This window comes from Pseudomonas sp. WS 5410 (assembly GCF_012985645.1).
Classification (GTDB): domain Bacteria; phylum Pseudomonadota; class Gammaproteobacteria; order Pseudomonadales; family Pseudomonadaceae; genus Aquipseudomonas; species Aquipseudomonas shahriarae.
In genome coordinates, this window is sequence record NZ_JAAQWS010000005.1 from 149372 (window position 1) to 163133 (window position 13762).

Sequence of the window (13762 nt, forward strand, 5' to 3'; positions counted from 1 at the left end):
AGGCACCTGCGCCTTGCATCATTGGGAGATCGACATGACCACGCAAAACCTCAGCGGCAAAGTTGCCTTGATCCAGGGCGGTTCCCGCGGCATCGGCGCCGCCATCGTCAAGCGCCTGGCCGCGCAAGGTGCAGCCGTTGCCTTTACCTACGTCAACTCTGCGGCCAAGGCCGAAGCCCTGCAGAACAGCGTGATCAACGAAGGCGGCAAGGCCCTGGCGATTCACGCCGACAGCGCCGATGCCGTGGCCATTCGCAATGCGGTCAATGCCACTGTCGACGCGTTCGGGCGCCTGGATATCCTGGTGAACAACGCCGGGGTGCTGGCGGTCGGCCCGCTGGAGGATTTCAAACTGGAAGACTTTGACCAGACCCTGGCCATTAACGTGCGCAGCGTGTTTATCGCCACGCAGGAAGCTGCCCGGCACATGGGCGAAGGGGGTCGCATCATCAATATCGGCAGCACCAACGCCGAGCGCATGCCTTTCGCCGGTGGCGGCCCCTATGCAATGAGCAAAGCCGCGCTGGTGGGTTTGACCAAAGGCCTGGCGCGCGACCTGGGGCCACGGGGGATTACCATCAACAACGTACAACCGGGCCCGGTGGACACCGATATGAACCCGGCCGACAGTGAATTTGCCGAGAGCCTGATTGGCTTTATGGCGGTGGGTCGTTATGGGCGCGTCGAGGAAGTGGCCAGCTTTGTCGCCTATCTGGTAGGGCCGGAAGCCGGTTACATCACCGGCGCCAGCCTGACCATTGATGGCGGTTTCAGCGCCTGAACACCCTATAAGAGCCGGCTTGCCGGCTCTTGCAACGCTCAGCGCATCGGTGGCAGGCCATACGCAGCCAGATCGAACTCCGCGAGCTTGCGGATGATCTGGTCAGCGTGAGCGTACTTGCTGTCGGCCATGGCCTCGTCGGGCACCGCGATGGCAGTCATGTTCGCGGCCTTGGCAGCGGTCACGCCAAACGGTGAGTCTTCAAACACCAGGCAATCCTCGGGCGCAACGCCCAGGCGGCGGGCAGCGGTAAGGAAGATGTCCGGCGCAGGCTTGGCTGCGCCGACTTCCGGGTCGTCGGCGGTGACAATCGTACCGAACAAGCCAAACCATTCGCGGTGCAACGTGGTCTTGTGCCCAAACGAATTGCGCGACGAACTGGTGCCCACGGCTATCGGGATATTGTGCGCACTTAAATGCCGCACCAACGCCTCGGCGCCCGGCATGCCCAACGCCTTGGGAAAACGCTCGCTCATCAAGGGCTCACGGATACGCAGGAACTCCTCAGGCGTGATCGGCAAGTCCAGCGCCTTGACCACGTACTCGGCCAGGTCCTGGGCGCCACGGCCAATGATGTGCTGCTTGATGCCCCAATCGTAGGTACGGCCATAGCGCTCGGCGATGATCTGCGTGACTTCGGTGTAGATACCCTCGGTATCCAGCAACAACCCGTCCATATCGAAAATCACGGCTTTGATCGGGCCAACAGCAGTACGCGGTGCGTTCATCACAACAGATCCGTGGCAGATGACTAAAAGGATTCAGCACAATAACGGGGCCTCGGGCCTACAAGCAACCGCAACCGCCCGCCTCTGGTTTCAAGCGGCTCTATCCAGCACACTTGGCAGCCTCACCTGACGCGACCCCTTCTATGCTCTTGCGACTCGCTGCCGACTCCCTGGTGTTGTTTCACCTTGGCTTCATCCTGTTCGTGTTGTTCGGCGGCCTGCTTGCCCTCAAGTGGCGACCGGTCATGTGGCTGCACCTGCCCGCTGCGGCCTGGGGCGTTGCCGTAGAAGTCTTCCACCTGCCCTGCCCCCTTACCCGCTGGGAAAACCTGCTGCGCCACCTCGCCGGGCAAGAGGGTTATGGCGCAGGATTTATCGAGCACTACATCATTGCCCTGATCTACCCCGCGGGGCTGACGCCACAGATCCAACTGGGCCTGGGCGCCCTGGTCTTGCTGATTAATATTGCGGTGTACGCACGCCTGATCAGGCGAGGGCCACGGGCGGGGAACTGAACGTGTTGGCCTAGCCTTTTGGCTGCGCCAGAAACTCAACAATCAATGACGTGACCTGCTGCTGGATCACCTCACGCGGGCGGGCACCTTCGCCATCGCGGCAGATCATGCCGTCGCCTGGTGAGCTTTTTTCAATCAACGCCTCTCCACCCGGCTTGCACACGGCCATAAAGCTGAAGTGAGTGGCGTCGCTGATTTCGACATAGCGCGTCGCTGCCGCTGGCAGGCGCTTGGCCAAGTCAGCGGATTCCAACTCGGCGGGAAGCTCCGTTGAGGGCACGCCCGCAGCAATCACCAACGTCGGCACCGGCAACGCCGCCAGGCTTTGATCGGTAAAGCCACGGGACAGACCCAGGTCCAGTGAAACAATTGCAGTGACCCGCTTGTCACTCAAATCCGCTGCCAACGGCGCCTGCACTGGGTTCATCTGCTGGTAGACCGCGCAAGGGGCCAACTGCAGGTGAACCTTGCAGTCCTGGGCAAAACGCTCGGGGTCGAAACGGGCACCGGCAACTTCCAGCGCCGTCCAACCGCCCAGCGAATGACCCACCACCGCAATTCGGCCGGGCTGTACCTTGCCAAATTGCTTTGGCTGCGCCAGCACCGCGTCGATAGCGCGACGAATATCCACCGGCCGCTGCCATAACTGCGCGGCGGCTTGAGCACTGCGGTCCTTACTGGTAGTGCCAGGATGATTGACCGCCGCCACGATAAACCCCCGCTGGGCCATCGCACTGGCCAACCACACCTGGTTGCCCCAACTGCCGCCGAAACCATGGGAAAGCACCACCAACGGGTACTCACCCACCGCAGCAGGCGCATCACGCACAGCCAGGGCACTGAAAAACACCGGGTTGTCGTCAATCACCTTTGGCGTGGCAGTGGTGGAGCTGGGGTACCAGACCACCATCTCCAGCGGGCGCTCTTTGTTTGGGTCTGCCAGGGTCGAGGTTTGGAAGCCGACAGGGTTGTTAGTGGCAAGGGCGGTGGTGGCGGCACAGGTGAGGAGCAGAGCGACTAGGGCTGCTTTCAATGGGATCTTCCTTGAGGGGAGCGAGTACACGCAGGGGCTCTGCGTGTTTCCACATTATTCCCATATTGCTGTTTTCCATGCAGCAGAAATCACAAACCCCCGGCTTTCTATAGGAAAACTGGGGGTTGTGTTTGTAGAGTGTGGCGGTGAAGGAGAGATTCGAAACTACCCGTTCGCGATTTTCGAAACCAAGGCCCCCGGTTTATAAGGGCTGCAGCCCGGTGGTGCGCACAGGATCTGTCCCATGGCAGTCCCATGGCTTAAATGCACCAGGTTGCAGAAAACGGTCACAACAGGCATTTTGAACGATTTATGTTGAGCCATGGGAAAAAGGTAATTTTGGTAATGAACTGTCAAAAACCGGATAAAGTCTAATAAAATCAGATAGTTGATATATTTTATAGAGGTAATAATAAGGTAAGTAAATGGTTAGAAAATTACTTTCAGAGACAGTAATACCAGTGAGCTGCCAAACCCAGTAAAATGGGGGGCTGATCAAAATATTACCTCCCTCGTTACCTTATATTACCCTCCGAGGTAATAGCTGAAAGCCACGTTCTATAAGGGCTACAGCCAATTCTGACTTGCCAATTACTAAAATTACCCTTTTCCCACCCCTCGCCTGGAAAAAGGCCATGCGCCCATCGTTTCGGCGTTGTTTTTCCACACGCTCTGGATTGGTACTGACAGCCTGAACTTGATGGTGATGCTGTGCAATGCCGCAGAATGCTGGAAACCCCGACAGGCTGGGCCTCACAGTCGTTTTTGCGTAGGGTCCGACAGCGACTGGTTGAGCCCTGATATGAACGGTTCCGAAAACGAAAACACCGCCTGCAGTAGGTTTTCACAGCCATAGCCCCCGTAAACCGGGCACCTCGTCTGCGTGACCACTCCCCTACCGCCTTGTGGCGTATGTGCAAGGCCACTGCACTTTTTTGCAAAGCCTTGCACTCTGTGCAATTGCGAAACCTCCCCCTGAGCCCGCAGCGGGCTTGAGCTGGGGCACCGTTTGCACCCCACTACCCGTTTGCACAAAAAAGGGACACAAAGCCCGTCGGCGGGAGGGGGATAAGTGCTTTCCGAACGATATTTTTCTTCAAAAAAAAAGATTTAAGGCATATCTTCAGCGACGGTAAGCCGCGTTAAGTTCCGAAACACGAGGTTAGTCCACTCTCACAACCATATAACAAAACATTTCCGGCGAGTTCAAAAAATCTATGGCGTATCAAGTTTTTGATATTTCAGAATTCAAACATGAAGAATTTGAACCATTAGGCACCAAAGCGAAATATTGGTGCTCAGACAAAGAAGGAAAGGACTATTTATTTAAGTCAATAGAAACACATGACTCACAAAATAACGTCATATCAAGAGATGGTGAAGACTGGTCTGAAAAAGTCTCCTGCGAAATCGCAAAAAAATTACGCATCCCATGCGCACAATACGAGCTCGCCTTCAACAAAGAAACACGAGGAGTAATAACTAGAAGCTTTATAACCGGATCCAACACTTACTTAGTAACCGCAAATGAAATCTTAAAAAACTATAGCGCCCCGATCAATAATGAGAATGTAAAAAAAACCGAAAAACAAAATATCATGCACGTCTACATTATCTTAAGAAGAATAATTAGAAACAAACCACTCAGCTTTAAAAGTCGTCCCGGAATTAAAACAGCTGCAGATTTTTTCACTGGCTATCTGATGCTTGACGCTCTTCTATCGAACCAAGACCGTCATAGTGAAAATTGGGGGCTGATTGTAACTGGCAAAGGGCGATTTCATCTCGCTCCAACCTTCGACCATGCAGCTGGACTAGGTAGAAATGAGTCCGATGAAACAAAAAGCAAACGACTCAACTCGCAAGATAACGGACAACACGTCTCAACATATGTGAGAAGAGCCAAGTCATATTTTTACTTAAAGGAACGCAGACTTAGAACTTTCAAAGCGTTTGAATATTTCGGAATACTCAACCCAAGGGCCGCATTAAGTTGGCTTGAAGAGCTAGACGGATTGACTGAAGAGATAATGCGAGCTATTATCGACTCAGTCCCTACGGAAATTATGAGCGATGTATCTAAAATATTTGCCCTCGAAATGCTGGTGTGCAACAAATCGAATATGATGGATCTGGTATCTTTTTTTAAGGAAAACTTGGATCCATTGTATAGAAAGCGGCAGATTAAAACATATGAATAGTGCATTCGTCATTTGGCGAGACCCTATCACCACAATGTGGCAACCAGTTGCAAAACTGACAGAACTAGACGGAATTTATACTTTTTCTTATACTCGCGGCGCTCTTAATAAAAAATTCATTCCTTTCCCACGAATGGGTATTCTTGAAAAAGAGTATGTATCTCATGAACTATTACCATTCTTTCAAAATCGGCTAATCCCTGAACGCAGACCCGAATATTACATTATGCTTTCTTGGCTCGACATGGCTCCAGGCCCTAACGATCCTTTTGAAATTTTAAGTGCCTCAGGTGGAGCTCGAAAAACCGATAACTTTAGAATTGTGAAGGTACCTCAAAAGTCTGCAAAAAATGAATATCGTTTAAAGTTTTTTATCAGTGGCATTGCCTATATTTCAGACGAAGCAAAACATGACCTTCTTAATTTAGATAATACGGTTTTTCTTCCATGCATGAATGAAGACAAGAACCAAGTAGATTCTAATGCGGTAGCCATCATTAATCCTAAGACCGGAAGGCGCCTAGGGTATTACCCACGATATCTAAATGAAGACTTGATTCGAGTAAATCGTATGCTGGGAGTAACCGGCAGTGAGTTACTTACAAAAATCCGGGTACTTAAGGTGAACCTGAGTGCTCCTGAACAGTATCGGGTTTTCTGCGAATCTGTAACATCATGGCCTGATGGCTTTTCACCATTTCAATCGGATAGTTACAAACTTTTAGTCGACCAAGTTAACTAATTCTGATTGGAACACTCCAATCCGACCGATAGTTTTTACATAGCCAGATCACCAAAGTGGATAGAGCAAAACTATCCACTGGCAAGTCCATGATTAAAAGACTAGTAGATCCAGCGATATCAAAATGATAGCCTGCAGACTCCTGCAATGGAGTTCAGGCGATGACCATACACGTAAGTTTTCCGCTCAACAGCTGCACCTCAAGTAAAGACGTTTTTCAAGAATGTGTGAATTGGATTTTAGATTCGCCTTTTACGGAGTTTGCTGAGGAAGATCTTAGAAAGCTAAACAATGAGGAAGATTTCAAACACTCGTCAAATCAGGAAGTTGTTGAATTTTCTCGTTCAGAAACGCCAAGTTTTTTCGTCTCTTCATTTAGATATACAAAACACACTGCCAATACTAGTTGGATTACTGAAATCTCAACGCGAATTGAGCCGGATCAGCATTGGATAAGTGTTAAGGCGAGTATAGTAACGAGCACCGCATCAGATGCAACGCTCGAAGTTAAAAAGCCCCTAATCGTTATAAGGCTTATTGATAGATTTGGTGGCGGCCACGATGGAGATATACCTATCTCATTAGTCCCCATCACTTTAGACGAAAGCCCCCTTAGTTTAAACATTGCAAAAGCTGTTATCAACGGAGATAGTAGCTGCACCCTGCCAATTGTTTACATAAGTGCCAATGCGGCTAGTAAACATTCGGTGATCCCAGAACGCCTAGCCAGGAAACTATGTGGCATGGCGCATATAGTAGTAGAGCCTAGTCGAACATTTTCTCATATTCTAAGACGAGATGTAGGTTCACGAAATGTTTATGGGGGCGTAGTAGGAATATATTGGCCTAAAGGGTCAGGCGTTACTGTTTTCAGAAGGGGAGATAAAGAAGTAAAGACTTTCGAGCAGGAAGTTTTTTCTACGATTTGTGAGGCACTATCTCTTCTGATTCCAGCTAAAGAATGTAGTTGGGATGAAGTTACTCATGTAAAAAATCGCAATGCAATTGAATTGATGAAGCGCGAGGGCGTCAGTGCTGACGAAGCCAATCAAATAGTTTCACTATATGAAAAAGAAATTGCACAAAATCGTGACAACATTGACATATTAAATAGAGAAATAGAAAGACTCAACACTATAGTACGTCACTTAGAATCAAAAACCCCGGTCCAAGGGGGAATTATAATTAACACCGGCGATGAGGAAGACTTCTTCGACTCCGAAATTTTTGTTTTCGTTTTATCCGCTCTAAAGGATTATATTGATAAAAACACCTATGCAAATTCACGAAAAGAACACGTATTAAGATCAGTTGTGAATAGCAACAACTACATAGACCTCCACGAACAAAAATCGAAAATACTTAAAGAGTCTCTACGCAGCTATCGCGAAATGTCTAAAAACATCAAAGACACTCTTCAAGATCTTGGGTTTAATATTAAAGCCGAAGGAAAACATTGGAAGCTTACGTATTTTGAAGATGAGCGCTATACATATGTTTTGCCTAAAACTGGCAGCGACCATAGAGGCGGACTTAACGCATATGCAGATATAGCAAACATTGCGTTCTAGCTAAACATCCGTCTAAATATTTTCTTCTTATAGCACATAAAAATTAGCCGCTCAATTCTTGAGCGGCTAAACCAAGCTTATAGCATCTCACTTGACTCGCCCGGCCATTTGAATACAAATTAAAAAATCAAACACTAATAAGTTATCCCTTTCAATTTAGCTGCTAGCTCTAACGATATCAGCGCATTGCTCAAAAATTCTCCGGACATCTGAGGTAAAGGACTCGCCCCATGTGTATGGTTGGCCAATTGTGTGTTCATGTTTTTTACTAAATCAAGTAAGTCACATACCACCTGCAGCACATTTACAGCTTCGGATCCAAGCCAAGTTTGGGGGGCAACTAGACGCTGACTGACCGCCGCCACACTCCTACGCAGCCCCTCAATCCTTTCCTCCATATCGCCACCCACCATGGCGTTGTGCTTCTGCCCCACCACCAGGTTCAAATCACGCCCGGTTGCCTGGTGCAGATCGTCCACGGCCGCCAGGCTGGCCGACCCACCCGACAGCAGCTTGAGCGCGCCCAGGGCCTCGATTGTCTTGATACCCCCTACTGACTCCTTTGAATGATCATCCACAGTCCTGGTGTGGTTCTGGTAGCGCTCCGTGTTGCCCATGGCCTCCACTTCCCGCTCGATCGCCTTGTCCAGGATCTTGCCATCAGTCTGGCGCAGCCAGTTGCCGTCGGCGTCCACACGCTGCTGGCACGCCTCGCTGTGCTGCCACACCTGGTCACCCTTCGGCACACTTGGCATGCTCAGACCGTGGGGCAGGATGGTTTGGATATAGGGCTTATGCGGCAGGCCATAGGCAAAGCACACCACTACCTGGGTGCCTTCCTCGGGAAAGGCGTAGATGCCCATTTCCTCGCCACCAGTGGGCAGTGGCAACGGTACGCCGGCCAGGATCGGCAGTTTGCTGTCTGGCTCGCCATCCGGTCCCAGGACTTCGATATCAACCGCATAGCGCGGCCGGAAGTCGTCACAGATCCCGGCGCCGGCCGGGGCGTCGGCCACGCCGACAACCCGGGCGAAGCGTGGCAGGTGGTAACCGCCGGTGAGTTCGGGGAATTGTCGTTCTACGCTGCGGCGGATTGCGTCGTCCATCGGATGGCCATCTGGTTATCGACGAGGGCCACACTGGTGATGCGCTCGCCGTGGTTGATCGTTGCACCTGGTCGCAACCCGGGAAGGGCCGCAATCATCGCGCTTTGGTTGCCCTGGTAGTCGTCGAACAGTTCCGCCGGCAGTTGCAGCGGCGGGCGAACGCCGAAGAAGCTGTCAGCCCAACTGCCCACAAACACCTCCCCATCACCCTGCTGCTGCCAGATAAAGTCGGGGATGTTGAACACTCGGGACAGACTGTCCATCGCTTGGTAGCCAGCGGCCAGGCTGTAGAAGAATGGCGCCTTGACCCCAGCGTAGGGCTTGTCCGGTACGCGAAAACGCAAGCCGGTGTGCTGACTGATCTCGACCAGGACGGCGCGCAGATCGACGTGGCGCAGGTTCAGCGGCAGTGGGTTGGCCAGGATCGCCGCCAGTTCGCGGCAGAACAGCACCTGCTGTGTGCCGCTGGCCGTGGTGGAGCGTTCGACGTAGCCAATGAAGTGACGCTGCAGCGTGCTGTCGTTGTAGCCGATATCGAGTGTCACCAACCCTTTGACCGGCGCTGTGGCCTGGATGGTGAAGGTCGCCCGGCCGGGACTCTTGGCGTCCAATCGCACTTCGTTTTTGACCAGGACATAGGGCACGCCACCGATGGCCAACACCTTATGCAGCTTCATGGGGTGTTACTCCCGCCCAGCCAGCCATCCACTTTTTTCAGCGTAGCTTCAAAGCCCGTCAGTTCCTCGGAGCCTTCGCTGGAGCCTCCACCGTCGCCGGTACCGCCCACCGCCCCGCCGGGGCCTGACTGGGCTGTCACCTTGTTACCTGGGCGCCGGCCTTCGACTTTCTCGGGATTGGACAGCTTTTCGGTCAGGGTGAACTGGATCAGCCAACCGCGCAGGTTGTCGTCTTCCCGGGCGCTCACGCCTTCGGTGAAGGTCACCTGGCGCATGCCGAACGCGGCCGCCGTGTCGTTGACGATGCGGTACGTCTTGAGCTGGCCACCGCCGGCGGTCGCTTCCACCAGGCGCATCAGGTCGCGCAGTTGCACCTGGTCAACAAATGGAATCATCAGCGTGACCGTCAGGGTCTTGGGCTTGAAGCCCTTGTGCCCCTTGTCGGTGTTGCTGGTTTGGCCTGACAGGTCGTCGCTCTCAATGCGCAGATTGCCGGTGACCTTGAGGTTCTTCCCGCGTACCTCTTGCCCGTCGAGTAATAACGTCATAGGCCCACCAGCTCGCGAACAAAGCTCAGGCCCTGCTCAGATCCCACCAGCAGCGCGCCGGCACACAACACCCACTCATGCCCCGGGGCCTCGCCTTGCAACAGCGCCTGGCGCAGCTCAGTGGCGTTGCCGGGGCCGATCAGGCGCGCGCGCATGCTGCTGTCTGGGTTGCCGTTGGCCAGTAGGGCTTTCAGGTCATCCAGTTGTTTGTCGCGGCTCTGTTGCTGGGCAGCCTTGCGCGTGGCCAGGGCCGAAAGATCCGCCATGGGCGAGCTGTCGGCCGCGTAGCTCTCCAGGACAGAAAGCTGGCCGGCCATAGATTGCTGGGCAGCCTTGACCACCGTGCAGCGCTCCAGGGGCAGTGTCTGCCAACGGGGCAACGCGCCGGCGGTGGGGATCTCCCACTTTTCCGTTTCCAGTTTCGACAGGTGCCGCGCTCGGCGTTCGGCTCGCACCAGGTCAGGCATCGGCAACAACGCATTGAAGCGCGCCAGGCTCTCGGCCAACTGATCAAAGCGCGTGGCCAGGAACATCAGACACAGGGCGAACTGGGGGCCATCGGGCCGGCCGGTGTCGCTCACGTCCACCAGCTTGCCGGCCAGCTGCTGCAGCAAGTTTGGCGCCGACAGGAAACGCTGATATCCGCGGCCCTGGCCGATACCGCTTTGAAACGGCGTCACCACCAGGCACGCCGGCGCTTCGCCCATCTGTGTGGCGAGCGCGTCGCGGCCTGCAGTGATCGCACCCTGGGCGGCATCACCGACCGGCCCCGGGTTGGTGCTGGTCTTACCGCCCAGGTCTGACAGGCGCTTGGCTGTGCTGGCCTGCTCGGTGCTGGCCAGATCCTTGGCCGCTGACAGCTGGCCCATCCATTGGGTGGCCTGACTTGGCCAGCGCATGGTCACCGGCGCCCAGTTCATGGCAGCAAGCTCTCCCAGGTCACTACCTCCATGGCGTTCAAGTCGCCATGTGCCAGGGCCTGGTCCAGCCGCTGTTTAAGCACATTGGCCCGCTGCAGCAGCTCCATTTTGAAGGTGGTGAAGTCTTCGCTGACTTGGCGCAGTTGCTTGGCCGTGTGCAGGCGCAGCTCTTTGACGCCCGCCTCGTCGCGGCAGCCGTAGGGGCTGTCGAAGCCCTGCAGAATCACGCTGGTCAGGTTCAGTTGATCATCCAGTTTGCTGGGGTACTGGTGCGGCACATCCAACGCCGGCGACCAGAAGCCGCCGGTGATCGCGGTTTCACACGCGGTATTAATCTCGCTGCTCTTCTGCCTGTACAGACTCTGCAGTTGCTCGGGCTTGCTGGTCCCGGGCGCCAGGCGCGCCACAGGCTGTTTGGTTTCGATGTCGAACACGATCTGCAAGCCTTCGGACTGCTTGGCCAGCAAATAGGAGTAATCCTGGTAGCTGATCGGCACGCTGTCGCGTGGGCGTTTTGGGTGAATGCCATCCACCAGAAAGGTGTGAAGTGATGGGCTGTAAAAATACTTGCTCATAGGGGATTCCCTTAGTGACCTATCGCGATATAGCCGTAGGTGGATACCGCTGTGGCGTTGGCGATAAAACCGGTACGAGTGCGGGAGCCGGCCACAATGTTCATCACCTCGGCCTGGCCGGATGTGTCCTCGCCCGTGCCCATGTTGAGTACAAAACATTTGTTGGGGAACCCGATCGGGAACAGGAACTGGCTGCCGTTGTTTGCGATGTAGGCATTGCCCCACTGGATGATCAGCCCGCCCAGCCAGCGCGGAAACGCGATATAGCCGTTGTCGGCCAGGCTGATCGAAAAGCCCCAACGCAGGGTGCGCGGCGTCACGATGCTGGTTTCATCGGCCCCGGCGTCCAGTTGTTCCAGGCTGGCGATCGGCGCGATGCCGGGCACACCAGGAAGGGCCTTTTTGCTGCTGTCGATCACCTCGGACGATCCCGTAAACACAATAGGATTTGGTCCAGGTGCGACTCGCTGCACACGCATAGCGCCGCCGCCGGCAATCAGCACGACCGCTGAGCGGGATTCATCGTGGCGCATCCAGTGGGCGCCGTTCCAATAACAGTTTTGCGCCAAGTGGGTTTCTTCCAGCGCCGTCAAAAAGCCGAAGGAACCACCGTGAATATCCAGACTGTTCCCGGGCAGTGGGTTCAAGTTCGGGATGGCGTCATCGATCCCGTAGTGGGCCAGCTTGGTGCCCTTGTCGGCTTTCTTCTTTAGCTCGGCATCGATCTGGATCAACCACTGGTGGTGCTGGTTCAACGACTGGCGCAGTTGATCCAAAAAGCTATTGATGCTCGTTTTATCGTACGTGTCGCCACTGTCCCGTAGCTTCTCGCTGTAGCTCCAGTTGATCGGGTTCAGGCCTGCTTCGGCTTTACGCACATACACGTTACCGGCGTTGGCAAACACCGTAACGCACGGTTTTGATTCGTCATGGCGCACCCAGTAGTGGCCGTCCCAGTAACAATTTTGGGCCAGGTTGGTCTCAACCACCGAGGTGAGAAAAGCATAGGTTCCGCCGTGAATATCCAGACTGTTCCCGGGCAGCGGGTTCACGTTCGGGATGGCATCATCGATCCCGTAATCAGCGAGTTTTGTACCTTTGTTCGCCTTCTTGGCGATCGCCTCGTCAATGGTCTTAATCAACTGATCGATCTTGTCGGAGCTGTAGGTGTCGCCACTGTCGCGCACGTCGAACGCTGACGCCCAGACGATCGGGTTTTTGCCTGGGCCAACCCGCTGCACCCGAACTGTGCCAGAGCCGGCAATCAATGACACCGCTGCCCGTTTTTCGTCATGACGTACCCAGTCGGCGCCGTTCCAGTAGCAGTTCTGGCACAGGTGCGTTTCATTGAGCGCGGTCAAAAAGCCATAGGAGCCGCCGTGAATATCCAGGCTGTCGTCGCCCAATGGATTGCGATTGGGAATGGCGTCATCGATCTCGTAGTCAGCGAGTTTCGTGCCTTTGTTCGCCTTCTTGGCCAACTCTCCCTTAACCCACTCTTTCCCCGCAAAGTGCTTCACCAGGGAATCACTGATCGGCTCGGCCTGACGCAAATCCGCCACGGTGTTGGAATCGGGCAGATCCGCCAGCTGCACGCAGAAATGGCGCACGCCTGCGCTGTCGGTGAAGTCGGCCAGGGCGGCGCCGAAACGCACCTCCCAGCGGGCCACTACATCACTTAACTGGCGCTCCAGGCTCACATCCAGCCAGGCTTTGGCAGGAAACCCCGGCGGTGCCACGGCGACGGCAGCAGCCACCAACACGCGCACGCCCTCGATGTAGGCGGTCCCGGGCTGCACCTGGTAACTATTGCCGACCTTGGCCAGCTTCAGCCCGTCGCTGAAAAAGCAGGCCCGGCCGAAGGTATCGCGGTTGCTCAGGCGCTCGCGCTCGTCGATGCCATGCAGGCGCACGGTGAAGTCGTGCTGCCAGGTCTTGGCGTCGATGGTGATTCCGGTCAGCGCCTGGGCGCCGTCGAACACCACCAGGAAGTTGCGGGTAACGTTGTTGCCCAGCTGCAGCGGCGGGATGTTCTTGCGCTTCTGCTGCAGCGGCACATAGGCCACGGCCAGCAACACGCCTTCGGCGGTCTCTAGGCCGATCCAGTTCCAATCGAAATCCCCGATATCGCTGCCCAGCATCAGGCTGTAAACAATCTGGTTGGGGTTCACAAAGCCTTTTTGCGTGACGTCATAGCTCGCCACCAGGTGCGCGGCCGGCTTCGGTGCTGCTCGATCTACCTGGCCGTTCGGGTCCAGCCCGGGCACGTTGGCCAGGACAAACCGGGAAACGATCAGGGGCTGTTGTGCGCCTTGTTTTTGCGCGATCAGGCTTTCACCTGCAAGGGTAATGCTGGCTCCCATTG

General features: G+C 54.7%; 13 protein-coding genes. 5 read left to right on the top strand and 8 right to left on the bottom strand.

The window, feature by feature from the left end; all coding sequences use genetic code 11:
- The first annotated feature begins 34 nt into the window (after window positions 1–34).
- The gene (locus HBO24_RS09770) at window positions 35–781 is read left to right on the top strand and encodes a 3-oxoacyl-ACP reductase family protein (protein WP_169960548.1); all 747 of its coding nucleotides are present in this window, start codon (window positions 35–37) and stop codon (window positions 779–781) included.
- A gap of 38 nt (window positions 782–819) precedes the next feature.
- On the opposite strand, the gene HBO24_RS09775 is transcribed toward HBO24_RS09770, so the two are convergent.
- Window positions 820–1509 carry an HAD-IA family hydrolase gene (locus HBO24_RS09775; RefSeq protein WP_057439545.1) on the bottom strand — a complete coding sequence of 230 codons (690 nt, stop codon included), beginning with the start codon at window positions 1507–1509 and terminating at the stop codon, window positions 820–822.
- 143 nt (window positions 1510–1652) lie between these two features.
- Between HBO24_RS09775 and HBO24_RS09780 the strand changes: the two genes are divergently transcribed.
- Window positions 1653–2024: a DUF2784 domain-containing protein gene (locus HBO24_RS09780; RefSeq protein ID WP_057439546.1), complete on the top strand. Its 372-nt coding sequence runs from the start codon at window positions 1653–1655 to the stop codon at window positions 2022–2024.
- Between the two features lie 10 nt (window positions 2025–2034).
- On the opposite strand, the gene HBO24_RS09785 is transcribed toward HBO24_RS09780, so the two are convergent.
- Window positions 2035–3057, bottom strand: a complete 1023-nt coding sequence (locus HBO24_RS09785) for an alpha/beta fold hydrolase (RefSeq protein ID WP_170059610.1) — start codon at window positions 3055–3057, stop codon at window positions 2035–2037.
- A gap of 1217 nt (window positions 3058–4274) precedes the next feature.
- On the opposite strand from HBO24_RS09785, the gene HBO24_RS09790 reads away from it, so the two are divergent.
- From HBO24_RS09790 to HBO24_RS09800, 3 genes are all read left to right on the top strand, one after another.
- Window positions 4275–5258, top strand: a complete 984-nt coding sequence (locus tag HBO24_RS09790; protein WP_170059611.1) for a HipA domain-containing protein — start codon at window positions 4275–4277, stop codon at window positions 5256–5258.
- The gene (locus HBO24_RS09795; protein ID WP_170059612.1) at window positions 5251–6000 is read left to right on the top strand and encodes a hypothetical protein; all 750 of its coding nucleotides are present in this window, start codon (window positions 5251–5253) and stop codon (window positions 5998–6000) included. The genes HBO24_RS09790 and HBO24_RS09795 overlap by 8 nt, the downstream gene beginning before the upstream one ends.
- 161 nt (window positions 6001–6161) lie before the next feature.
- Entirely contained in the window at window positions 6162–7571 is a 1410-nt protein-coding gene (locus tag HBO24_RS09800; protein WP_170059613.1) for a hypothetical protein, read from the top strand.
- 134 nt (window positions 7572–7705) lie between these two features.
- On the opposite strand, the gene HBO24_RS09805 is transcribed toward HBO24_RS09800, so the two are convergent.
- Genes HBO24_RS09805 through HBO24_RS29505 form a run of 6 tightly spaced genes read right to left on the bottom strand, consistent with a single transcriptional unit; the run spans window position 7706 to window position 13760 of the window.
- Entirely contained in the window at window positions 7706–8677 is a 972-nt protein-coding gene (locus HBO24_RS09805; protein WP_170059614.1) for a hypothetical protein, read from the bottom strand.
- Window positions 8650–9354 (bottom strand): hypothetical protein, encoded by a 705-nt coding sequence (locus tag HBO24_RS09810; protein WP_170059615.1) that lies wholly within the window; start codon window positions 9352–9354, stop codon window positions 8650–8652. The genes HBO24_RS09805 and HBO24_RS09810 overlap by 28 nt, the downstream gene beginning before the upstream one ends.
- The gene (locus HBO24_RS09815; protein ID WP_170059616.1) at window positions 9351–9902 is read right to left on the bottom strand and encodes a DNA-binding protein; all 552 of its coding nucleotides are present in this window, start codon (window positions 9900–9902) and stop codon (window positions 9351–9353) included. The genes HBO24_RS09810 and HBO24_RS09815 overlap by 4 nt, the downstream gene beginning before the upstream one ends.
- On the bottom strand, window positions 9899–10822 hold the full coding sequence (locus HBO24_RS09820; RefSeq protein WP_170059617.1) for a hypothetical protein: 924 nt from the start codon (window positions 10820–10822) through the stop codon (window positions 9899–9901). The genes HBO24_RS09815 and HBO24_RS09820 overlap by 4 nt, the downstream gene beginning before the upstream one ends.
- Window positions 10819–11397: a hypothetical protein gene (locus tag HBO24_RS09825; RefSeq protein WP_170059618.1), complete on the bottom strand. Its 579-nt coding sequence runs from the start codon at window positions 11395–11397 to the stop codon at window positions 10819–10821. Before HBO24_RS09825 ends, HBO24_RS09820 begins: the two co-directional genes overlap by 4 nt.
- A gap of 11 nt (window positions 11398–11408) precedes the next feature.
- The gene (locus HBO24_RS29505) at window positions 11409–13760 is read right to left on the bottom strand and encodes a phage tail protein (RefSeq protein ID WP_178124537.1); all 2352 of its coding nucleotides are present in this window, start codon (window positions 13758–13760) and stop codon (window positions 11409–11411) included.
- Window positions 13761–13762: the final 2 nt, after the last annotated feature.